At 39.4% G+C, this 23,171-nt stretch carries 19 protein-coding genes; 18 read left to right on the top strand and 1 reads right to left on the bottom strand.

Features of this window, described 5'->3' with window-relative positions; all coding sequences use genetic code 11:
* The 17 genes from FC19_RS00220 (at position 1) to murI (ending at position 20,655) form a co-directional block, all read left to right on the top strand.
* Positions 1-1,086, top strand: a complete 1,086-nt coding sequence (locus tag FC19_RS00220) for a carbamoyl phosphate synthase small subunit (protein WP_057874985.1) — start codon at positions 1-3, stop codon at positions 1,084-1,086.
* Positions 1,079-4,267 carry a carbamoyl-phosphate synthase large subunit gene (gene carB / locus FC19_RS00215; protein WP_057874984.1) on the top strand — a complete coding sequence of 1,063 codons (3,189 nt, stop codon included), beginning with the start codon at positions 1,079-1,081 and terminating at the stop codon, positions 4,265-4,267. The genes FC19_RS00220 and carB overlap by 8 nt, the downstream gene beginning before the upstream one ends.
* 37 nt (positions 4,268-4,304) lie before the next feature.
* Positions 4,305-5,084, top strand: a complete 780-nt coding sequence (locus FC19_RS00210) for a dihydroorotate dehydrogenase electron transfer subunit (RefSeq protein WP_057874983.1) — start codon at positions 4,305-4,307, stop codon at positions 5,082-5,084.
* Positions 5,084-6,016, top strand: a complete 933-nt coding sequence (locus FC19_RS00205; protein ID WP_057875108.1) for a dihydroorotate dehydrogenase — start codon at positions 5,084-5,086, stop codon at positions 6,014-6,016. The genes FC19_RS00210 and FC19_RS00205 overlap by 1 nt, the downstream gene beginning before the upstream one ends.
* A gap of 1 nt (position 6,017) precedes the next feature.
* On the top strand, positions 6,018-6,734 hold the full coding sequence (gene pyrF / locus FC19_RS00200) for an orotidine-5'-phosphate decarboxylase (RefSeq protein ID WP_057874982.1): 717 nt from the start codon (positions 6,018-6,020) through the stop codon (positions 6,732-6,734).
* Entirely contained in the window at positions 6,734-7,357 is a 624-nt protein-coding gene (gene pyrE, locus FC19_RS00195) for an orotate phosphoribosyltransferase (RefSeq protein ID WP_057874981.1), read from the top strand. The genes pyrF and pyrE overlap by 1 nt, the downstream gene beginning before the upstream one ends.
* A 144-nt stretch (positions 7,358-7,501) precedes the next feature.
* Positions 7,502-8,755: a serine hydroxymethyltransferase gene (gene glyA / locus FC19_RS00190; RefSeq protein ID WP_057874980.1), complete on the top strand. Its 1,254-nt coding sequence runs from the start codon at positions 7,502-7,504 to the stop codon at positions 8,753-8,755.
* 482 nt (positions 8,756-9,237) lie between these two features.
* The gene (gene pflB, locus FC19_RS00185) at positions 9,238-11,496 is read left to right on the top strand and encodes a formate C-acetyltransferase (RefSeq protein WP_057874979.1); all 2,259 of its coding nucleotides are present in this window, start codon (positions 9,238-9,240) and stop codon (positions 11,494-11,496) included.
* 123 nt (positions 11,497-11,619) lie between these two features.
* Positions 11,620-12,426: a pyruvate formate-lyase-activating protein gene (gene pflA, locus FC19_RS00180; protein WP_057874978.1), complete on the top strand. Its 807-nt coding sequence runs from the start codon at positions 11,620-11,622 to the stop codon at positions 12,424-12,426.
* A gap of 571 nt (positions 12,427-12,997) precedes the next feature.
* Positions 12,998-13,612 carry a beta/alpha barrel domain-containing protein gene (locus FC19_RS00175; protein WP_187327530.1) on the top strand — a complete coding sequence of 205 codons (615 nt, stop codon included), beginning with the start codon at positions 12,998-13,000 and terminating at the stop codon, positions 13,610-13,612.
* Positions 13,613-13,774: 162 nt separating this feature from the next.
* A complete protein-coding gene (locus FC19_RS00170) occupies positions 13,775-14,743 on the top strand; it encodes a LysR family transcriptional regulator (protein WP_057874977.1) in 969 nt (322 codons plus the stop codon).
* 37 nt (positions 14,744-14,780) lie between these two features.
* On the top strand, positions 14,781-15,701 hold the full coding sequence (locus FC19_RS00165) for a manganese-dependent inorganic pyrophosphatase (protein ID WP_057874976.1): 921 nt from the start codon (positions 14,781-14,783) through the stop codon (positions 15,699-15,701).
* Positions 15,702-15,901: 200 nt separating this feature from the next.
* Complete coding sequence (locus tag FC19_RS00160; protein WP_057874975.1) at positions 15,902-16,669, top strand: DeoR/GlpR family DNA-binding transcription regulator; 768 nt, start codon at positions 15,902-15,904, stop codon at positions 16,667-16,669.
* 396 nt (positions 16,670-17,065) lie between these two features.
* Positions 17,066-17,395, top strand: coding sequence for an ASCH domain-containing protein (locus tag FC19_RS00155; protein WP_057874974.1), 330 nt, complete (start codon positions 17,066-17,068; stop codon positions 17,393-17,395).
* A gap of 308 nt (positions 17,396-17,703) precedes the next feature.
* A complete protein-coding gene (locus FC19_RS00150; RefSeq protein WP_057874973.1) occupies positions 17,704-18,246 on the top strand; it encodes a biotin transporter BioY in 543 nt (180 codons plus the stop codon).
* 289 nt (positions 18,247-18,535) lie between these two features.
* Entirely contained in the window at positions 18,536-19,705 is a 1,170-nt protein-coding gene (locus FC19_RS00145; protein ID WP_057874972.1) for a pyridoxal phosphate-dependent aminotransferase, read from the top strand.
* Positions 19,706-19,869: 164 nt separating this feature from the next.
* On the top strand, positions 19,870-20,655 hold the full coding sequence (gene murI / locus FC19_RS00140; RefSeq protein WP_057875106.1) for a glutamate racemase: 786 nt from the start codon (positions 19,870-19,872) through the stop codon (positions 20,653-20,655).
* 517 nt (positions 20,656-21,172) lie between these two features.
* Here murI and FC19_RS00135 read toward each other — a convergent pair.
* The gene (locus tag FC19_RS00135) at positions 21,173-22,120 is read right to left on the bottom strand and encodes a sugar-binding transcriptional regulator (RefSeq protein WP_057874971.1); all 948 of its coding nucleotides are present in this window, start codon (positions 22,118-22,120) and stop codon (positions 21,173-21,175) included.
* A gap of 220 nt (positions 22,121-22,340) precedes the next feature.
* Here FC19_RS00135 and FC19_RS00130 point away from each other — a divergent pair, with 220 nt between their 5' ends.
* Positions 22,341-23,147 (top strand): glycyl-radical enzyme activating protein, encoded by an 807-nt coding sequence (locus tag FC19_RS00130; RefSeq protein ID WP_057874970.1) that lies wholly within the window; start codon positions 22,341-22,343, stop codon positions 23,145-23,147.
* The last annotated feature ends 24 nt before the right edge of the window (positions 23,148-23,171 follow it).

Below are 23,171 nucleotides of genomic sequence, written 5' to 3'. Positions count from 1 at the left end.
GTGGAACGTTATTTACTTTTAGAAGACGGAACCATCTTCAAGGGAGAGGGGTTCGGAGCGCCAAGTACTTCGAATGGTGAGGTTGTTTTTACGACAGGAATGACCGGCTACCAAGAGGCTGTTACTGATCAATCATATTCTAATCAGATCTTGGTTTTTACCAATCCATTGATTGGAAATTATGGGGTTAACTTTGATGATTATGAATCTATTGAACCAACTTGCAAGGGTGTTATCTGCCATGAGGTTGCACGTGTCTCGAGTAGTTGGCGGCAACAGTCAACTTTTGCCGAATTTTTGGAACAAATGGATATTCCTGGAATCACGGGGATTGATACACGTGAATTGACTAAAAAATTACGTTCGCATGGAACGATGAAGGGGAGCATTGTCGACGCAAAAGCTGATTTAGATCATGCTTTTGATCAGTTGAATGCAACAGTTATCAATCATGATCTGGTTCAGCAGGTTTCAACTAGCAAAGCATATCCCAACCCTGGGGACAAGAGGAATGTGGTTGTTGTTGACTATGGCTTGAAACACAGCATTTTGCGTGAATTAGCGAAACGTGGCTGTAATACAATCGTACTGCCGTACACGGCTACAGCTGCGGATATTTTTAAATTACATCCAGACGGTGTCCTTTTATCAAACGGACCTGGAGATCCTAAATCATTGACGCATGCTATTGAGATGATTCGTGAAGTTGAAAAAAAATTACCGCTTTTCGGAATTTGCTTGGGGCATCAGCTGTTTGCGCTCGCCAATGGAGCAGATACTTTTAAGATGAAATTCGGACATCGTGGTTTTAATCATCCTGTTAAAGAAGTTGCAACAGGACGGATATGTTTTACATCACAAAATCACGGTTTTGCAGTTCGAGCTGATTCAATTGATAGTCAGAAACTTAATGTCACTTATCGTGAGCTTAATGATGAAACTATCGAGGGTTTACGGCACAAAGATTACTCTGCCTTTAGTGTTCAATTTCATCCGGACGCTGCTCCGGGCCCGCACGATGCGGATGATCTTTTTGATGACTTTATGCATATGATTGATGTAAGGAAGGATGAAAAGAATGCCTAAAAGAACGGATATTCATAAAATAATGGTAATTGGTTCCGGTCCGATCATCATTGGACAAGCGGCAGAATTTGACTATTCAGGAACACAAGCATGTATGGCACTTCGCGAAGAAGGATATGAAGTAGTTTTGGTCAATTCAAATCCGGCCACAATTATGACAGATACTGAAATTGCCGATCGGGTATATATCGAACCATTGACAACTGAGTCAGTTTCGAGGATTATTCGGCAAGAATATCCAGATGCTATTCTACCAACTCTAGGTGGTCAAACGGGTTTAAACTTGGCAATGTCGCTTTCTCAAACCGGCATTTTAGAAGAGTTTGAGATCGAACTTTTAGGAACTAAGCTAGAAGCTATCAACCAGGCAGAAGATCGGGAATTATTTAAGGAACTGATGACTAAGCTTGATGAACCTATTCCAGAGTCAAAAACCGTCAGCACAACTGAAGAAGCACTTGCCTTCGCTGAGGAAATCGGATATCCCGTGATTGTTCGTCCGGCCTTTACAATGGGTGGAACTGGCGGTGGTTTGTGTGATAACAAAGAACAGTTAGCCGAAATCGCCGCAAATGGTTTGGATTTGTCACCGGTGACGCAGTGCTTGATCGAAAAAAGTATTATGGGATACAAAGAAGTTGAATTTGAGGTAATGCGTGATAGTGCTGATAATACCATGGTAGTTTGTTCAATGGAAAATTTTGACCCTGTAGGGATCCACACTGGAGACTCGATTGTTTTAGCACCGACTCAGACATTGTCAGATCGAGAGTACCAAATGCTGCGTGATGTTTCCTTGCGTTTAATCAGTGCTTTGAAGATTGAAGGCGGATGTAATGTTCAGCTGGCACTTGATCCGCATAGTTTTAACTATGATGTCATTGAGGTAAACCCACGTGTCAGCCGCTCTTCTGCACTTGCTTCCAAAGCAACAGGGTACCCAATTGCCAAAATGGCAGCTAAGATCGCAGTTGGTTTAACGCTTGATGAAATCAAGAATCCAGTTACAGGGACAACTTTTGCTGAATTTGAGCCAGCACTAGATTATGTGGTAGCAAAGATTCCGCGTTGGCCTTTTGACAAGTTTCCACGCGCTAACCGCAAGCTGGGAACGCAGATGAAGGCGACTGGAGAGGTTATGTCAATCGGTCGAACTGCTGAAGAAGCGATTCAAAAGGCCGTTCGTTCATTGGAAATTGATGAAAATGATCTGATATCTCCTGAGGCTCAAAAAGCAACGGATGAAAAATTAGAAGAAAAATTAGTACACGCACAGGATGATCGGCTCTTCTACATTGCTGAAGCCTTTCGGCGTGGCTACACCTTAGATGAAGTTAATGAACTGACAAAAATAAATCATTATTTCCTTGATTTAATAAAACATATTACTGAATTGGAAATTGAGATCTGCAAGCATCCAAATGATAAAGATATTTTGAGAAAAGTTAAAAGATATGGTTTCAGTGATGCAACAATTGCCAAGTTATGGAATACTTCAGCTGAGAATGTACGTACTTTCCGAAAGGAGGCTGCAGTATTGCCCACATATAAGATGGTTGATACTTGCGCGGCCGAATTTGAGTCACAAACGCCTTATTTTTACAGCACTTATGATTCTGAAAATGAAAGTATTCGAACCTCTAAAGAATCAGTCTTGGTTATTGGTTCAGGTCCGATCCGAATTGGACAGGGCGTGGAGTTTGACTATGCAACAGTCCACAGTGTTAAAGCTATTCAGAAACTTGGTTACGAAGCCATCGTGATGAATAGTAATCCAGAAACAGTGTCAACTGACTTTTCTATTTCAGATAAACTTTACTTTGAGCCATTGACACTTGAGGATGTTTTAAATGTGATTGAGCTTGAGAAACCAACTGGCGTGATAGTACAGTTTGGCGGTCAAACAGCTATCAACTTGGCGGCTGATTTGCAAGCCAATGGTGTTAAGGTGCTGGGCACAAAAGTCGAAGACGTTGACAGAGCAGAAGATCGTGAACTTTTCGATCAGGTTATTAATAACCTAGGCTTGAAACAACCAATTGGCAAAACAGCAACAACGCAAGAGAAAGTTATAGAGACAGCTGAGGAAATCGGCTATCCAGTACTGGTACGTCCAAGCTATGTTTTGGGTGGGCGTGCAATGGAAATTGTCAACAATGAAAATGAATTGAATGATTATCTTGAACAGAACGTCAAAGCAGCGATTGATCACCCGATTTTAGTCGATGCTTACCTTGAAGGTCGTGAATGTGAAGTTGATGCGATCTGTGATGGTAAGGATGTATTATTGCCCGGAATTATGGAACATATTGAGCATGCCGGTGTTCATTCTGGCGACTCGATGGCTGTTTATCCACCGCAGTCGTTCTCGGACGCGATCAAGCAGCAAATCGTCGATGCAACTAAGAAGTTAGCAGTGACATTAAAATGTGTCGGAATTATGAATATTCAGTTTATTATCCATAATGATGATGTTTATGTTCTTGAGGTAAATCCGCGTGCTAGCCGGACAGTGCCTTTCTTAAGCAAGATTACTGGGATTGAGATGGCACAGGTGGCAACGAAGGTCATCTTAGGAAAATCTTTAGCTGATTTAGGTTATGAATCTGGTTTATATCCTGAAAGCAAATCAATTCATGTCAAAGCTCCAGTCTTCTCATTCAGTAAATTGGAGGATGTTGATAGCTACCTTGGACCAGAGATGAAGTCGACTGGCGAGGTCATGGGGAGTGATCACACCTTCGAAAAAGCTCTTCTTAAAGCATTCGCAGGTGCAAAGATGGAACTACCACTCAGTGGCAGTGTTTTGCTGACTATTGATAGCCGCGATAAGAATGTTGTTTTACCGCTTGCTAAGAAGTTCAGTCAAATCGGCTATAGGCTTTTTGCAACAGCAGGAACTGCCAGCTTTCTAAATGACAATGGTTTGCATGTCAAACAGGTCAATAAGATCGGTGAAGAAGGCGGAAATCGAATTGATATCCTGCAGTTGATAAGAGCTGGCAAAGCACAGCTTGTGATTAATACGATGGGACACGATCAAGAAGTGACTTCAGATGGTTTCACAATCAGACAAACGGCGATCGAACACAATGTGCCGTTGATTACGTCGCTCAATACAGCTGAAGCACTTGCAAAAGCACTTGAGAATCGTACTTTTGCGACTGATGTAATGAAATAAGATAACAGTGACTGAATTCGCGCGGAGAGGAACTATAATGCTTACTAAAAACGATTTTCAAATCATTGCACATCAAAAATCAGCACCTAACATTTATCGCATTGTTTTGCAGGGAGAATTTGATTATGCAAAAGTCAAACCGGGATGCTTCGTAATGCTCAAGCTCCCAGATGAAGCGTATCAGTTGAGGCGGCCGTTAGCGATTGCTGCTTGTGATGCAGTTCGAAAAACAATAACGCTGATTTATCGTATCGTTGGAGATGGAACACGTTTATTAAGCGAACTTGCAGTCGGAACGCAACTGAATGTCTTAGGACCCTTGGGAAATGGATTTCCATTAGAGAAAGTGGAACCTGGTGCGGAAGTTCTCCTTGTTGGCGGTGGAACGGGTTTGCCGCCATTAATGCTGCTTGCACAAGCACTGAAAGAGAAGGGCTGCAAGGTTTCAACGGCTATAGGTTTTAGAACTGCTGCCATGATTTTTGGCGAAGAGGAATTCGAATGCACAGGTCGTTTGCTACTGGCAACGGATGATGGTTCAAAAGGTTTTAAGGGTAATGTCGGTGAATTGCTGACAGAACAGAATTCTACATCGCAATATACTAGTGTTTATGCTTGTGGCCCAGAAGGCCTCTTGAAAATGGTTCAACGTCACTTCTCTGCAACAGAAGCAGCGATTTATCTTTCGCTGGAAAGCAGGATGGCCTGCGGTATGGGAGCTTGTGAAGCCTGTGTCGTTTCAACCAAGGATGGCATTTTAAATAAGAGAGTGTGCGTTGAAGGCCCTGTTTTTGACGGACGGGAGGTTACTTTATGATGGCTGAGGAACGTCTTGCAGTCGAACTGCCAGGACTTAAATTAAAGAACCCGGTGATGCCGGCTAGCGGTTGTTTCGGTTTCGGTGATAATCGTTATGCTGAAATGTTTGATTTGAATGAGTTGGGTGCAATTATTATCAAAGCGGCGACATTGAAACCACGAATTGGCAATCCAGTTCCACGAATTGCTGAAACTAAAAGTGGTGTCTTAAATGCCGTCGGTCTTCAAAATCCAGGAGTTGATGTAATTCTCAAGGAAAAACTACCAATCTTGCATAAAAAGTATCCAGAATTGCCAGTTATTGCTAACATTGCAGGTGCGACACAAGCAGAATACGTTGAAGTTGCTAAGCGGATGTCGGCGTCTAGCATGGTTTCTGCTCTTGAATTAAATATTTCTTGTCCGAATGTGCATGAGGGTGGAATGCTTTTTGGAACTGATCCTGCAACGGCGCAACGCTTGACCAAGGCTGTAAAGGAGGTCTCAAAGGTTCCGGTGTATGTTAAGCTTTCGCCGAACGTCACCGATATTGTAGAGATTGCTCAAGCAGTGGCGGCAGGTGGCGCAGATGGTTTAAGTATGATTAATACCTTGCTGGGGATGAGAATCGATCTGAAAACGCGTAAACCGATTTTGGCTAATAAGACTGGTGGTCTTTCTGGTCCTGGAATAAAACCAATTGCTGTTCGAATGATCTATCAGGTTAGTCGTGCGGTCAACCTTCCAATTATCGCAATGGGAGGAATTGAAACAGCAGATGATGTGATTGAAATGTATCTGGCGGGTGCAAGTGCAGTTGCAATTGGAACGGCTCACTTCAATAATCCAACTGCGTGTCCAGACTTAATCAAAGCTTTGCCGCAAAAGCTGGATGAATTAAAGATTAAGAGTTTAGGACAATTAATTGCAGAAGTAAGGAGTGCACAATAAGATGACAATTAAGCGACCAATTATCGCATTAGATTTTCCTAATCGGCAAGAAACTGAATTTTTTTTAAATAAATTTCCCGATGAAGAAAAGCTTTTCGTCAAGATTGGAATGGAACTTTTTTATAGCGAAGGTCAAGAGATGGTTAAAGCAGTCCTAGCTAAGGGCCATGATGTTTTTCTAGATTTAAAGTGTCATGATATCCCACATACAGTTGAAAGTGCGATGCGGGTGATTGGAAAGCTGGGTGTCAGTATGACAACGCTGCATGCAAGTGGTGGCAGCGAGATGATGCGTGCAGCCAAGGAAGGTCTTCTCGATGGCAGTGGTGGTAGAAAAAATGCTAAACTGCTCGCGATTACTCAGCTAACTTCGACAGACCAGAAGATGGTCACTGAACAGCAAAAGGTAGCTATCTCGCTTGAACAAAGTGTACTGCATTATGCGCGTTTAGCGCAGGCAGCTGGGATGGATGGTGTAGTCTGTTCTGCTTATGAGGCAAATTCAATTTTGTCCACGACGAATATGGACTTTTTGCGTGTAACGCCGGGAATTAGGCTGGCTGACAGTGATACAGACGATCAAAAGCGCGTAATGACTCCTGCTCAAGCAGCGGCTCGAAAAAGCAGTGCAATTGTAGTAGGACGTGCAATCACACAGTCAGATGACTGCGTGGCTGCATATCGATACATAAAAAAGATGTGGGAGGAAAACATGTAATGAAGCAAGTCGCTAAAGATCTTTTAGAAATTAACGCAGTAACCCTATCGCCAAACGAACCTTTTACATGGGCTAGTGGGATTAAGAGCCCTATTTACTGTGATAATCGCTTGACGATTAGCTATCCTGAAATTAGAACGAGAATAGCGAAAGGTATTGCAGACCTAATCAGAAAATCTTTTCCGGAAGTTGAAATGATTGCCGGAACTGCAACGGCCGGAATTCCTCACGCCGCTTGGATTGCACAGGAATTGAATCTGCCTATGACTTATGTCCGCTCTAAGCCTAAAGATCATGGACGTGGAAAACAGATAGAGGGATATTTAACGGCGGGCCAAAAAACACTTTTGATTGATGATTTGATCTCGACTGGCGGAAGCGTGCTTCAAGCCGTCGCAGCTGCTCAAAAAGAGGGTGCTGATGTGATCGGGGTCTGCGGAATTTTCAGTTATCAGTTAGACGCAGCAGATAAGAATTTTGCGCAAGCTAAGATACCTTTTGCAACTCTGACCAATTATGGAGAATTGATCGACGTTGCTGAAGCTGAAGAACAAATCACAGCTCCTGAAAAAGAGCTGCTTAAAAAATGGCGTAAGGATCCAGAAAACTGGCTAGAAAACTAGGCGCAAGCTAAGAAAATGTTTTAGTAGATCAGTGGCACTTCTTTAATTTTTACTATTACGATTAAGAATAAGAATGCATTCTGCGTTTGAATGTGTTCTTATTTTGTATATGGTACAATAAAAAAATAATATGGAGGTGGCTAAATGAATTATAAAGAATTTGATTCGGAATTGTGGAATGCCATTGAAAAAGAGGAAGAAAGACAACAGAACAATATTGAGCTGATTGCCTCTGAAAACATCGTTTCTAAGGCAGTTATGGCTGCCCAAGGAAGTGTTTTAACCAATAAATATGCTGAAGGTTATCCAGGTAAACGTTATTATGGAGGATGCCAGTATGTTGATGTTGTAGAAGATTTAGCGATTGAACGCGCTAAAAAAATTTTTGGTGCAAAGTTTGCCAATGTGCAGCCGCATTCTGGTTCGCAGTCGAACGCAGCTGCATACCTATCTCTTATCAAACCTGGAGACACTGTTTTAGGCATGGATCTGGCTGCAGGGGGACATTTAACACATGGGTCACCTGTGAACTTTAGTGGTAAAACATATAATTTTATCGGCTATGGTGTTGATCAAGAAACTGAGCAACTTGATTATGCTGCTATCTTAAAGTTGGCCGAAAAGCACCATCCTAAGTTGATCGTTGCTGGAGCTAGTGCTTATTCGCGTAAAATCGATTTTGCAAAGTTCAGAGAGATCGCTGACAAGGTAGATGCAAAACTGATGGTGGATATGGCACATATCGCAGGTTTGGTTGCAGCTGGATTACATCCAAGTCCAGTTCCATATGCTGATATTACAACGACTACAACACATAAAACACTACGAGGTCCCCGCGGCGGGATGATTCTAACCAACGATAGTGAGTTAGCTAAAAAAATAAACAGCAGTATTTTCCCAGGAACTCAGGGCGGTCCGCTTGAACATGTGGTCGCAGCGAAGGCAGCTGCATTTAAAGAGGCATTGGATCCTAGTTTTGTGCAGTATTCAAAACAAGTCATTGCCAATGCTCAGGCGATGGCAGCAGTTTTTGACAAAGATGACGAAGCTCGCTTGGTTTCTGGTGGAACCGATAATCATTTGTTGCTGGTTGATGTGCGCGGTTTTGGTCTTAATGGTAAAGAAGCAGAACAGCTTTTGGACAAACTTAATATTACCGTTAACAAAAACTCGATTCCCTTTGAAACACTCAGCCCCTTTAAAACGAGTGGAATCAGATTAGGGACCCCGGCTATCACGAGCCGTGGTTTTTCAACAAAAGAAGCAAGCTTAGTTGCAGCATTGATTGTCGAAGCTTTGAAAAATGCAAATAACACAGAAAAATTGCAAACAATAAAAAAAGAAGTTGAAAACTTAACAGCCGCTCATCCAATTTACTGTCAAAATGCTGCTCGCTGATGACAATCAAAAAACAAATGGTTTGCATAAGATGCTATCAATAGCAGGTATAAAATGAATTAAATGTGGTTTTTGATCAAGAATGATAGAAAACAGTATTTTCTGAGTGGAATAGCGGAACAGAGGATTATTGACCTTAACTTTTAACAATAAAATTTGTCAGCAAGTAAGGCCAATTTTTGCGAAATAGGCTGCAAAGACTATGTATTGAATTTAAGAGACCGTAACCATATTAGGGAGACGGTCTGTTTTTTACGATTATTTAAAAAAAATATCATTTTAAAATATTTTATATTTTGTGCAACACTTCGCTCACATATTCACGTTGACGATTAACGTCAAATTCCTTAGTATAAGGTTTAGTACTTTAATTTACCTTGAAAAGTTTTAATTAATTAGTGAAAACGCTTGCTAAAGAATTGTGCAAGTGCTATTATCAGTGTGTAGAAAGCGTTTAACATATCAACAAGGAGGCTTTTAAGATGAAACAGATGGAAAGAGAAACTAGTCAGAAAGCATGGGACGAATTTAAGGGCGGACAGTGGCAATCGGAAATTGACATTCGTGATTTCATTCAGCAAAATTATCATCAGTATAATGGCGATGAATCATTTCTCGAAGGCCCAACTGAGAATACAAAGGTTCTTAATGATGAGTTAACTAAACTTAAGCTTGAAGAACGTGCTGCCGGTGGGGTGCTTGATGCTGACACAAAAGTTGTTTCAACTATCACATCGCATGGGCCTGGATATTTAGATAAAGATCGTGAGAAAATTGTTGGTTTACAGACAGATAAACCAATGAAAAAAGCTTTGATGCCATTTGGAGGTATTCGAATGGCTGCTGAAGCACTCAAATCGTATGGTTTTGAGATCGATCCAGAGACAACGCATATTTTTACGGATATTACTAAGAGCCATAATCAAGGAGTATTCGATGCTTATACGCCAGAAGTTAGACGTGCACGTCATTATAAAATTGTAACAGGTCTTCCAGATGCTTATGGGCGTGGTCGGCTTGTTGGTGATTTCCCACGTGTTGCCTTGTATGGCATCGATCGCTTAGTTCAAGCTAAATTGAATGATTTGGATAATTATGGTGATCAAGAAATGACGGATGAAGTTATCCAAATGCGGGAAGAAATTTCTGAACAGATTAGGGCTTTGAATCAAATCAAGGAAATGGCTGCTTCATATGGCTTTGATATTTCTAAACCTGCAACAAATGCTGAAGAGGCAATTCAATGGTTGTATTTCGGTTACTTAGCTGCTATTAAACAGCAAAACGGTGCTGCAATGTCAATCGGACGTATTGATACTTTTATTGATATTTACCTTGAGCGTGATTTAAAACGCGGCCTGTTGACTGAGACAGAAGCACAAGAGCTTGTTGATCAGTTTACAATGAAATTACGGATGGTATCCTTTATCCGGACACCTGAATATAATTCTTTATTCTCCGGTAATCCGATTTGGGCAACTCTATCGCTAGCTGGGATGGGGCTGGATGGTGAGCATCATGTCACTAAGACGGCATATCGTTTCTTGAATACTTTAAGTAATATGGGAGCTGCTCCAGAACCAAATATTACTTTATTATGGTCACAAAAACTTCCTGAGACTTTCAAGCGTTATGCAGCAAGTGTTTCCGTTGAGAGTTCAACGATTCAATATGAAAATGATGATTTAATGCTTAAACAGTGGGGAACAGATTACTATGCAATTGCTTGTTGTGTATCTGCGCAACCTGTTGCAGATGGCATTCAATATTTTGGAGCACGTGCTAATCTTGCCAAAACCGTTCTATATGCGATTAACGGTGGTAAAGATGAAATTGGAGCAGCTCAGGTTGGACCTGCGTATGCACCGATCACTAGTGAGTACATTGACTATGACGAGTTCATGCAAAAATTTGATGCAATGCTTGATTGGTTGGCAGATGTCTATGTCAATGCATTAAATACGATTCATTACATGCATGATAAATATTACTATGAGTCAGCACAATTAGCATTAAAAGATACACGGCTTGATCGAACATTTGCAACAGGTATTTCAGGTCTCTCCGTTGCAGCAGATTCAATTTCAGCTATTAAGTACGGACATGTGAAGGCTATTCGTGATGAGAACGGCATTGCAGTCGATTTCAAAGCTGATAATGATTTTCCAAAATATGGAAATAATGATGAACGTGCTGATGAGATTGCTGTTTGGTTAGTCAAATCGCTGTTTACCAAGATGAATAGACATCACCTGTATCGTGGATCAAAATTGTCGACGTCTGTTCTGACAATTACTTCCAATGTTGTTTATGGTAAAAACACAGGAACAACCCCGGATGGACGTAAGAAAGGTGAACCTTTTGCACCTGGAGCTAACCCTGCTTATGGTGCAGAACAGAACGGAGCATTAGCATCGCTCTTGTCTGTCGCTAAAATTCCTTACAAGTATGCCACTGATGGAATTTCAAACACATTTGCTGTAACACCGACAACATTAGGACACGATCCTAAACTACAAGAAGATACGTTGGTCAATATGATCAACGGTTACATGAAGAATAACGGGCATCATTTGAATATCAATGTCTTCAAACGTGATACTTTACTTGATGCACAAAAGCATCCAGAGAAGTACCCGACTTTAACAATTCGTGTTTCAGGGTACTGTGTCTACTTTGCAGACTTGACTAAGGAGCAACAAGACGACGTTATTTCACGTACATTCCATGAAACAATGTAGTAATGCTTGTTGATTTGATAAGTTAGCTGATTTTTATAATAAGGAGGGGCTAAGGCAAAAAAATTTTGTCCCAGTCGCTCCTTATGTATTTGTTAAGCAAGTTCAATGAGAGGATGAGGAACAATGGTGAAGTCACCTTTACGTGAAAGAAAAGTTCCTAAACGAAATGGTGAAATTTTGGGATTTGTTCATTCCACTGAAAGCTTTGGGGCAGTCGACGGACCGGGCATTAGATTTGTTGCGTTCATGCAAGGATGCAACATGCGATGTCAGTTTTGTCATAACCCCGATACCTGGAAAAAGAATGTAGGTACCGAAATGACAACTGATGAACTTTTAGAAAAAGCCTTGCCTTTTCGCCAGTTTTGGGGAGATAAAGGTGGAATTACCCTAAGCGGAGGTGAAATTCTTTTACAAATCGAGTTTGCAACGGAACTTTTCACTAAATGCAAGAAATTAGGAATAAACACATGTTTAGATACTTGCGGTCAACCTTTTACGCGTAGGCAACCTTGGTTTGATAAGTTTCAACGTTTAATGGATGTGACTGATATATTATTAGTTGATATTAAACATATTAATTCTGACGAGCATCGCAAATTGACTGGTTACCGCAATGAGAACATTTTAGATATGTGTCAATACTTGTCTGACATTGGGAAACCAGTTTGGATTAGACACGTGCTGATTCCTGAACGAACAGATTTTGATAATTATCTTACTGAGCTTGGAGATTACATCAAGACACTAAAAAATGTTAAGAAAGTCGAAGTGCTTCCATATCATACAATGGGTGTTCATAAATACCATGAGATGGGAATCAAGTACAAGTTGGAGGGGATAGAGCCCCCGACTAGTGACAGAGTAGCAAATGCGGAAAAATTGCTGCATATTGAGGATTACAAAGGGTACCTTGATTGGCCCTCTTAGTGTAGTTATTCCTAAAAAAATTGAAGCTGAGTAGTGACAAGTAAGCATGCTAAGTGCAAGAGACTGAGACAATAATTAATTTGTCTCAGCCTTTTTTTGAGTTATCATTTTTGAGCTCTCTACGGTAAAACTAGGGTAGCTTTTTTCGAAGATGCCAGACCTAGGAAAACAATATTATAGCTGAAGATAATAAATTATTTTCAAGAAAAAAATGGTTTGTTTTGTTTGCAAGTGGAGCTTTTTGTGTTATTTTTAAATTCGATATTACTTAACGATGGTTTAGCAATTATCTAATGTTTCTTCTCCTAATAGCTACCTCCTCGCTATTATTTTAAATTATGCTTTTGTTTAGGTGAGTCGAGATGACATCGTTAGTTAGAAACTTTAACTTATGGGTCAAATGTGAGTATAAGATATGCATTGCTGTGAGCGACTGATGGGCCTCTTTATTTTGCCCAATTAACGCTCAAAGGTTACGGAAATATTTATTTTACTATTTTTTGGTGAGGTGATTAAAATAAATTCATTTAAGTTTAACGTTTCAACCAATTTGAGGAAACAAATCATCCCGATGCCATCAATTATCAAACAAGCGAGTGGTATTTACTTTATGGGTCGCAAGGTCCGCTCATTGGTATATACGACTGATATTGCTATTATTCGAAATACGAATGCGGATGCAATTTTGGCAGTTTATCCCTTCACACCCGACCCTGCAATTATGCAGGCTATTAATATTGCAGCGGATAAACCAGTTTTTGCGGGTGTCGGTGGTGGATTGACCCGTGGGAAAAGATCTGCTGATATGAGTCTATTTGCGGAAAGTTTAGGAAGTATTGGTGTAGTGGTCAACGCACCGACATCTTCTGAGACAATCAAGATGATTGAAGATGTGGTCGATATTCCAATTGTAATGACAGTTGTTTCTAGTGAGGTTGATTTTGATGAAAAATTTGCAAGTGGAATTGATGTTTTAAATGTGAGTGGTGGACGCGATACGCCGCAAATAGTTGCCGAGATTCGCAAAAGATATCCTAAAGTTCCGATTATTGCAACTGGTGGCCGTTCTGATGAAACAATTACAGCAGTACTTGAGGCAGGAGCAAACGCGATTACCTATACACCACCAACAACTGGAAGCTTATTTGCTAGTAAGATGCAGGAATATCGCGAATTTGGATTTTAAAAAAGGGTGGCTGAAAAGCAAGTGATTGCTATCAATATTTAAATATTAAAATTTAATTTTTTGGTTGTCAAGACGGGGCGATTTGTTTTATTATAAAGGTATTCAATAAGTTTGAAGTAGCACTTACCATTAATAAAAATTAATAGAAGTGGGAAGGATATTATGAAAACGAAACAGGAAAACATTTTTTCTTCAAAAACTTTAAGTTATTTTCTGCAGCTTGCTGACACAATGAGTTATACCCAAGCGGCTCAAATATTGGGAATAACACAACCTGCCTTGACGCAACAAATTAAAAAATTAGAGCGCAATGTAGGTGCTCCTTTATTTTATTCAGTCGGTAAGAAATTGCATTTGTCGGATGCTGGCTATACGATGCTTGATGCTACTCACCAAATTTATGAGGCGCTTAATAGAGCAACTGATGAAATTCAGCAATCTACGAGTGCGACGCAAGGCGAAATAAGTATTGGCATCTTGGCTTCGATCGAGGATCGCGTTTTCAGTAATTTTGCGATTAATTACTATAAAGAAAATCCTGACGTAAAAATCATTTTTCATATGCTGACCCGAAAAGAAATCTGGGAAAGGCTTGAAAAAAATACAATTGATTTAGCTGTGATGTATCTTCCAGACGATAACATTAAGAATTGGAAACCGTATGCTGCAAAGAAAATAATTACAGAAGATCTGCTTTTCCTGCATCATGATGAAAGGCTTTCTAAAAAAAGACGAATTAAACTCAAAGACACGCTGGATAATGAATGGGTAACTTATCCACCATTATATTATTTGAACAGTATTATCCGCGAGTCCTACAAAAATGAATTGGTAGATAAACCCACTAGTGCTGCCCATTTCGCAACTCCTGCACAAATTTATCGTTTTGCACTTGCAACAGGAGTTTACACTACCTTGCCACAGTCGTTTGTTTTGGCACATAATAATGGAAAAAAGGAAAAACTGTGGACAGCTTTATTTGAACCTGAGATCTCCTTTGACCTGTCCTTTGTATTTAGAAAAGATAAGGATCAAATTCCGCGTATTCAACATTTTTTGCGCGCATTTGAAAACTACCTGACTGAAAAAGATTATATTTCCCGCTTGACAGAAATGAACAATGAAGGTTAAATCAAGATAGTAATAAAAAAGAATGGAGATTAGTTTAATGAAAGAATTAGTTTTTGGACACAAAAATCCAGATACAGATGCAATTGTTGCTGCAAAAGCATTTTCATATTTGGAAAACAAATTGGGAGCTGAGACTGAAGCTGTAGCTTTGGGAGCACCTAATGAGGAAACAAAGTTTGTTCTAGATCATTTTGATGAAGCAACGCCGCGTGTTATTACTTCGGCTAAGGATGAAGTTGAAGCTGTTATGTTGGTTGATCACAATGAAGCTCAGCAGAGTGTTGATGATATTGCTCAACTTCAAGTAACACATGTTGTAGATCATCATCGGATTGCTAACTTTGAGACAGCAGCTCCATTATTTTACCATGCAGAACCACTTGGCTGCTGCAGCACGATTATCTATAAGTTATTTAAGCAAAATGAAGTTGAAGTACCTGCTAAGTTAGCTGGTTTGATGCTATCTGCTATTATTTCAGATACACTATTGTTCAAGTCACCTACAACAACACCACAAGACGAAAAAGCAGTTAAGGAATTAGCTGAAATCGCTGGTGTTGATTATGAAACGTACGGTTTGGCTATGCTTAAAGCAGGAACTAACTTGGGCAGCAAGACGGAAGAAGAATTAATTACTTCCGATGCTAAATCATTTGAAATGGGCGGTAAGACAGTTCGAATCGATCAAGTTAATACAGTTGATTTGGATGAAGTGTTTGCACGTGAAGATGCCCTGCGTGCCGCAATTGAAAAACAAAACAAAGAAAACGGGTATGATCTTTTCTTATTAATGGTAACTAACATTCTCAACAGTGATACTCGTTTGCTTGTTATAGGCGAACCGCAAGAAGCTGTTGCTAAAGCCTTCAATGTTAAGATTGTTGATAATAAGTTAGATCTTCCAGGTGTGGTTTCACGCAAAAAGCAAGTTGTTCCCCCATTAGAAAAAGCATTCTAAACTGTATTTAGTAGTTGATCCTGGGAATAGCTAAGAACAAGAGGGGTTGGGACGAGTAGATTGTTTCCAGCTCTTTTTGTGTAAATTCTTTTTTAGTTATTATAATAAGTAAGTCATTACACTTACTTGGCATTTACTGCTTAAACAAGTATAATAAAACCGAGATTGTTTTGAAATACATAGAGATTTGAGGTTGATTTATGAGCCAAGAGAAAAGAGTCGAATTGATCAAACAATTACTAGAAGAACGTCAGGAATTAACGACTAAGGATATTATGTCTGAATTCGGTGTTTCACAAGATACCGCTCGAAGGGATATTGTACTTCTTGATAAGCGCGGTGAAGTGAAACGTACCCACGGGGGGATTCTTCCGCTTGATTTCGGCAACAAGGTCCCAAATTTTCAAAGTCGGCTGGCACATTTTACGCGGCAGAAAACTCAGATTGCGCTAACAGCTGTTGACTATTTTCAGGCACACCATGTTTATTTTGTCGATGCCTCGACAATTTTGCTAAAAACGTGTCAAAATTTGAACTTACCAATGACGGTTTTTACACATTCGTTAGACAATTGCATGGCATTAGCAGAGAAAAGTAAAATCACAGTCAAAACATTAAGTGGAACGCTTGATCACCAGAATCGTTTTTTCTATTCGAATTCTGCAATTGAGGAATTAAACAAAGTTGCTTTTGATACGGCATTTATTGCCGCATCGGGGATCGATGAAAATGGTATATACTTGTTGAACCAAGGGGATGCTGAAGTTGTTGGGACAGCTGTTAAACGTGCGCGCAAGGTCATATTAGTTGCGGAACATAAAAAGTTTATTAACACCTCTTATTACAGCATTTGTTCACCAGATAAGATATCAATGTTCATCACTGATAAGGTTTTAAGTGAGAAAGAGCGCAGTATTTTTCCAGAAAATACGGAGATCAGGATAGCCAATTCTGATACATTAAGCTGAAAATAATTTTGTTTCAAAATTAAAACTAAGTTATCCGTTTAAAAAGAATAGCATCTTCAAAGTAGCAAAAGCCAGTCAATTGGGCATTTGCTATTTTTTTATATAAAGAAAACAAAGATAAAAGGCCTTTTTACTTGATAACTTTTAACAAAAAGAATAACATCTTACTTATATGATTTGGATGACATTGGAATAGTAGCTGCTTTGTTTTTTTTATTGAAGAAGGCAGCGGATATTTAATGGGTGTCTCACTGGACTCCTGATGCTTTTTAGGCAGTTTTTGAACAAATCTTACTTCTGAATATGCCTTATTGCACATTTATCCAAGATAGGTACCTTATGTCAAGTAGTTTCTAAGCAACTAGTTAACTAACGTTTTGCAGGAGGTCGATTATTGTGGATATACTATTGGATGATAGGTTGTTTGAAAAAATTTCAAATGGTACGAAAACAGTTGAAATTTTTTTAAATGATGAGGAAATGAAGCATTTTAGTGTAGGCGACACACTTGCCGTTCATCGCAAAAGTAATAAGGAAGAGATGATTTTAGCGAGTGCTTGGAGCATCAAGAAATTTAAAAAACTTGCGGAAATTTATAAGGTGTACTCAGAAGCAGCGGTTGGGCTTAGTTTGGATGAATTAGCAAAAGTTTATCCCCAAAATGATATTAAAAAGCATGGTGTACTTGCTGTGAAGATGCGAGTTTTAAAACCAAATTATGATTAAATAGTACTTAGTTAAGAATATAAAGATATGCGGCTGTTTGATGAGAAAAAATTTATTTCTGAAAAAGCTCAAGCGGCTTCGCAGAAGAATCGACATACTGGATGAGGTCTGAACTAAAACGTGAGTTTTGGCTTGGATCTCAGCTTTTTTTAACAAGTTTTGATAACAAAATGGTGCAGTCATGTGGTAGTAGATTAAAAGGCTTAATTGTTAGGTTAACTTGGTTAACCATATTTAAATTTAGGTTGACTATCGAAAATGGATAAGCTATGATGAGATTAACAATTTAGCTTGAAGGAGTTTTTGAAATGTTAACAAAAGAAAAAATACATAAACTAACATTGTCTGGCCTTTTGCTGGCGGTTCTAATTATTTGTTCACAGATTACGATTCCCTTGCCAATCGTTCCTTTAACCTTGCAGACTTTCGCAGTAGGTTTGATCGCTTCCATGCTTTCTCCACTTTATGCAGTTGAAGTGATCATTGCATATCTGATCTTAGGTGCAGTTGGATTACCTGTTTTCGCGGGCTTTGCTGGCGGCGCAGCTGTTTTTGTCAGTCCTACGGCTGGGTACTTATATTCCTTTGTGGTATATGCACTTATAACGTCGCTGTATTTGAAGCTTCGGGGGCATAAACCAATGGATTTAGTTGTAGCTAATGTGTTTGGGGCGGCTTTGAGTCTTATTATCGGCTCGCTATGGATGGTACCTGTGCTAGATATGACTGTTAAAACAGCTCTCATGACAGGGTTGGTTCCGTTTGTTATTCCCGCTGTAGTTAAAATTGTGCTTGTTGTTCTAATCGCGGTTCGTTTGGAAAAAATTGTCCAATTTAAACCAGTTGCTTAAGTAGAAAAAATGTTATTTTAAATATGTTGATGTGAAGTTTTTCGTTAAAGCCAGAGGATAGTGATAAGACATTCGTTTTGTCACGTTTCTCTGGCTTTTAGTGTAGCTTAGATATAATTTTTTGAACACAGGAAAGATGATAGCTTTTAAAAGGAAAGTTATTATTTTCTTTTGGAGGCTGTTTAAAGTTAAAACAAGTTTTGTTGCATTCTTTTCCATTGATATCGTGATATAATTAGAGGAAATGGTTTTCTCAGATTCTTATCTTGTTTTTATGGGGAGATATAAAATGAAAAGAAACAAATTTAATAATAGGATTGAACAGATCGCAGTTTCAGATATTCGACAATTTGATACTGAGGTCAATAGTATTCCCGGCGTCATTAAGCTGACCTTGGGTGAACCAGATTTTAATACACCTGAACACATTAAGAAGGCGGCAATCAAGGCGATTGAGGAAAATCATTCGCACTACACACCTAATGCAGGGATTCCAGAGTTAAGGGAAGCTGCTGCGGCTTATTACAATGAAAAATTTGGCTTTACTTACAAACCTGAGCAGATTGTAACAACAATTGGAGCAACAGAAGGAATAGCTGCCAGCTTGCAGACAATCTTGAATTCAGAAGATGTGGTCATTGTTCCGACACCGATTTTTCCAATTTATATTCCAGATACTTTAGTTAATCGTGGTCGCGTTATTACAGTGGACACTAGTGAAGATAACTTTGTTTTGACACCTGAACGTTTGCGCAAGGTTTTTGAAGAATATCCACTGGCTCACGTCAAAGCAGTTGTCTTGAACTACCCAAGCAATCCGACTGGTGTGACTTATTCGCGTGCGCAGCTAAAAGGCTTGGCAGAAGTTATCAAGGAACAGGATATCTGGGCGATTAGCGACGAGATATATGCGGAACTATCATATAGTAAAAAACATGTTTCGCTTGCTGAATTTGCACCTGAAAACACAATAGTTATCAATGGCTTATCTAAATCACATGCAATGACAGGCTGGCGCATCGGTTATATTATGGGACCGCAGGATTTCATCGAGCAGGTTGTTAAGTCCCATCAGTATATGGTCACCGCGCCAACAGCTAATGCGCAATATGCGGCGCTAGAGGCAATGAAAAATGGTAAAAAAGACAGTGCGGTCATGCTTAAAGAGTACGCTAAACGGCGAGACTTTCTAATTAAAGAACTTAAGAAAGTCGGCTTTAAAATGGCAAGTCCAGATGGGGCTTTTTATATTTTTGCTAAGATTCCAGCAAATTGTATGCAGGACTCGTGGAAGTTTGTGCGTAGTTTGGCACGTGACGCCAAAGTTGCACTGATTCCCGGTATATCATTTGGTGCTGGAGGCGAAGGATATGTTCGCATCAGTTATGCAGCTAGCATGGAAAATTTGCAAGAAGCAGCTAAACGCATTCAAAGTTATGTTGCTGCGCAAGCATCATGATGTCCAATTTGCGCGCCCATAAATAAATGCAAAAAAAATTTTAGTTAGCAATAAGGCTCTAAGGCTACGAGTTGAAAGGGCCTGAGAATTTGGATTCAATTCTTGGGCTTTTTACCTGTTTTGCTGTCTTATTACAAATATTTTTGAAAAAGGAAGTTGAAACTATGGAGAACTCTAAAGAAAATCTTCCAGTCGGAGTTTTCGATTCAGGTGTTGGAGGAATTAGTGTTTTACGCAATTTACATCAGTTAATGCCAGCAGAGGATTTTATCTTTTATGGTGATTCTAAAAATGCACCTTATGGTATCAAAACGACTGAAGAAGTTAAAAAACTAAGCTTTGCGATCGTGGAACGCTTTTTGAAAAAAAATGTCAAAGCGATTGTAATCGCCTGTAATACGGCGACCAGTGCTGCAGTTGATGACATTAGAGTTCGCTACCCCGAACTACCGATTGTTGGCTTAGAACCAGCTGTTAAACCAGCAGTTGAACGCAAAAAAAACTCGCGTGTTTTGGTTATGGCTACTCCGTTGACATTACGCGAAGAAAAGTTTAACGAGTTGATGAAAAAATATGAAAAAAAAGCGACCTTGATTCCAGTACCAGCACCAGACCTAGTGGAATTTGTTGAACACGGGGAATTAAGTTCAAACGCAGTGCATGCGTATCTGGAAAAACTTCTCGCACAATATAAAGGTAAAACAGATGCAATTGTTTTGGGCTGTACCCATTTTCCATTTATTGAAGCTGCTGTTAGGGATGTCATGGGACCTGCTCCTTTTATTATTGATGGAGGTCCAGGCGCAGCACGTGAATTGCAGCGCGTACTGATAAGTAAATCTTTGCTTCGAGCTGAAAACCATCAGGGACAGGTTACATTCTTCAATAGTGAACCTGGAAAAGCTAAGATTGAATTGAGTGAAGCCCTCTTTAATGCTTCGAAAGTGTGATAAGTGTTTAGAGTACCTGCACAGGTATAACCAATTATTTAGTATATAAATGGAACATGACAACACCGCATCCGATTATCTTTAGGTTAGAGGCTCTCAGACTTCAATGTCTTGGGGGTCTTTTTTTTGTCAAAAACTTAGTATCAATTAGTGCGTTGTAGAATGCATTTTGGTAATGTCTTATCTGTTAATGTTCAAATATTTTTTGATTTTGCACTTTTGTGCACATTCATGGTAATCCGTAAAACAGCTAAAGAGAGCTCAACCACTGAAATAACAATGTTTGTTTTAAAGTTAGGGGATAGTTAGCCTTTTTTGAGCGCCGTTTATAGTTGCTAAGGAGAGCAACAAAAATTATACTTTAATCAAATGGTATCGCTTTCTCAAGGCCGAAAAAAGGCGGAAAGGAGACTGACTCAAGTGTTTGCTTAAAGCTAGTTGATAATTTAAAAAAATATTGGTTTGATATTCAAGCAAATCAAAGGTGTGATTAGTGGTATACAACGTCTTTTTTTCACTACGATTTTTGTTCTCTTAAAACTGTCAGAAGTTTGAGTCCAGTTTCTTTATCAGTAATCAAAACATCAAGAACGTTTAATTTCAGTAGGGCGGCAATTGAAGGAACTTTGGTCAATGAACGTGCTACTCCAACCACAGTTTTTGTCTTTTGAAGGGTCTGCAGTGGAATCCCAATTGTTCGCTCAAGTGTCTCTCCTCGAAGAATTTTACCATCTTTGTCGAAAAAAGTGCAACAACAATCACCGATGGCCTTGCGTTCTTTCAAAAATGTGATGTCTTTTGCGGTCAATAAATTCCGCCAGCGGCTTGAATATCCTGTTAACGGACCACCGATTCCAACAAAAGCAATATCTAAATTATTCCAAGAACGTCTAATTGGTTCAAAACGAGGTGAAGAAACAAATTGAGCACAGTCGTAACGTGACGTTTGAATGACTGGTTTGTCAATATACAGACTTTCGCCGCCGAGCTGACGGGCAAAATCGTAGATAATTCCATTAACGTGATAACCACTGTTAGTGACACTTGGGCCACCCACTAGCGGAACAAAGAGGGCATTGGTTTTTTTAAAATTATGCAGTTGTCCGACCATTCCTGCCAAAGTGTTGCCCCATGCAAAACCGACAGTTGCTTCTGGAAAAATAATCTGGCGTAAGTATTGTGCTGCTTTAGCAGCAAGCAGATTGTGATCTTGTGTGCCGCTTTCGGCAATTAATACATTTTTTAAATGGCCCAATCTTTTAAGCTCTACTTCCAATTCAAAAGTGCTAGTATCAAAACCATTGATTTGAACGGAAACAATATTCTCACGTTGAGCTTGTTGTAAAAAACGACTGACAGTTGTTCGATAAATGCCTAATTCTTGGGAGATCTGTTTTTGGCTGTATTTTTTTATGTAGTAAAGATAGGCAATCCGCGCTAATAATTCTCGCTTAGCCGCATTCATAATATTCATCTCTTATTCTTTTAAACTAGGATGCTTAAGGACTCTAATGCGCGCAGAGCACATCTAAAAGCTTTAAGCAGCAGGATTGCTTCAGCATTTGAATTATACCTTATTTGTATATAAAACAAAAATATTTGGCTGAGCAAAAACTATAGGTCAGAAAAAGTGCTCGTTTATTAAAGCCAAAAAATATAATTTTCTGATCAAAAGGAGGAACACTATGCCAACAAAGCAAAAAATTAATGAGACAAGAACCGGTTTAATATTTAATGTGCAAAAGTTCAGCCTAAATGATGGACCAGGGATCAGAACAGTTATTTTTTTTAAAGGATGTCCTCTACGCTGTGCCTGGTGTTCAAATCCAGAATCTCAGAAGAAAAGACCTGAAAAGATGTTTGATGAAGCAAAAAATTGCAACACAATCGTTGGAGAATATAAAACAGTTGCTGAACTGATGGAAATCATCATGCAGGATAAAGATTTCTATGATGAGTCGAATGGTGGTGTAACATTTTCAGGTGGAGAGGTTTTGTTTCAAGCCCCCTTTGCGATTGAACTCGCTAAGGCAGTCAAGGCACGCGGGATTCATCTAGCATGTGAAACTACTGGTTTTGCCAAGGCGGATGTTTTCAATGCGTTTTATACTTATATGGATCTGATTTATTTTGACTGTAAGCAATGGGACTCACTGCGGCATAAAAAAGGCACTGGCGGAAGCAATAAATTGATCTTGAAAAACATGAAAACTTTGATTGCTTCCGGCAAAAACTATTGTATTAGGATACCAGTCATTCCGCGGTTTAATTATACCAATGAAGATGCAATTCAATTTGGCAAGCTTTTCAAGAAACTTGGTGTCAAAGAAGTTGAGTTACTGCCTTTTCATCAGTTCGGCTTAAAAAAGTATGCGGAACTGGGAAGAATATATACATTAAAAGACAAGGCGCAACTTCATACAGACGATTTATTGGAATATCAAAAAACGTTACAAGAAGCAGGGGTGAAAGCCAAAATAAATGGATGGTAGATACTGCTGGGACAGTCAAGCTGT

Origin of the sequence: Liquorilactobacillus aquaticus DSM 21051, from assembly GCF_001436755.1 — a bacterium.
GTDB lineage: Bacteria > Bacillota > Bacilli > Lactobacillales > Lactobacillaceae > Liquorilactobacillus > Liquorilactobacillus aquaticus.
The sequence above is the reverse complement of the archived record's forward strand: the minus strand, read 5'-3'. Positions and strand labels throughout refer to the sequence as shown.

Excerpts from the sequence above, each read along its gene's own strand:
- pflA (WP_057874978.1), top strand. The coding sequence starts at position 11,620 with ATGGTGAAGTCACCTTTACGTGAAAGAAAAGTTCCTAAACGAAATGGT.
- FC19_RS00160 (WP_057874975.1), top strand. The coding sequence starts at position 15,902 with ATGAGCCAAGAGAAAAGAGTCGAATTGATCAAACAATTACTAGAAGAA.
- FC19_RS00150 (WP_057874973.1), top strand. The coding sequence starts at position 17,704 with ATGTTAACAAAAGAAAAAATACATAAACTAACATTGTCTGGCCTTTTG.
- FC19_RS00175 (WP_187327530.1), top strand. The coding sequence starts at position 12,998 with ATGCCATCAATTATCAAACAAGCGAGTGGTATTTACTTTATGGGTCGC.
- glyA (WP_057874980.1), top strand. The coding sequence starts at position 7,502 with ATGAATTATAAAGAATTTGATTCGGAATTGTGGAATGCCATTGAAAAA.
- FC19_RS00130 (WP_057874970.1), top strand. The coding sequence starts at position 22,341 with ATGCCAACAAAGCAAAAAATTAATGAGACAAGAACCGGTTTAATATTT.
- FC19_RS00135 (WP_057874971.1), bottom strand. The coding sequence starts at position 22,120 with ATGAATGCGGCTAAGCGAGAATTATTAGCGCGGATTGCCTATCTTTAC.
- FC19_RS00205 (WP_057875108.1), top strand. The coding sequence starts at position 5,084 with ATGGCTGAGGAACGTCTTGCAGTCGAACTGCCAGGACTTAAATTAAAG.
- FC19_RS00165 (WP_057874976.1), top strand. The coding sequence starts at position 14,781 with ATGAAAGAATTAGTTTTTGGACACAAAAATCCAGATACAGATGCAATT.
- pflB (WP_057874979.1), top strand. The coding sequence starts at position 9,238 with ATGAAACAGATGGAAAGAGAAACTAGTCAGAAAGCATGGGACGAATTT.
- carB (WP_057874984.1), top strand. The coding sequence starts at position 1,079 with ATGCCTAAAAGAACGGATATTCATAAAATAATGGTAATTGGTTCCGGT.
- FC19_RS00170 (WP_057874977.1), top strand. The coding sequence starts at position 13,775 with ATGAAAACGAAACAGGAAAACATTTTTTCTTCAAAAACTTTAAGTTAT.
- FC19_RS00145 (WP_057874972.1), top strand. The coding sequence starts at position 18,536 with ATGAAAAGAAACAAATTTAATAATAGGATTGAACAGATCGCAGTTTCA.
- FC19_RS00210 (WP_057874983.1), top strand. The coding sequence starts at position 4,305 with ATGCTTACTAAAAACGATTTTCAAATCATTGCACATCAAAAATCAGCA.
- murI (WP_057875106.1), top strand. The coding sequence starts at position 19,870 with ATGGAGAACTCTAAAGAAAATCTTCCAGTCGGAGTTTTCGATTCAGGT.
- pyrE (WP_057874981.1), top strand. The coding sequence starts at position 6,734 with ATGAAGCAAGTCGCTAAAGATCTTTTAGAAATTAACGCAGTAACCCTA.
- pyrF (WP_057874982.1), top strand. The coding sequence starts at position 6,018 with ATGACAATTAAGCGACCAATTATCGCATTAGATTTTCCTAATCGGCAA.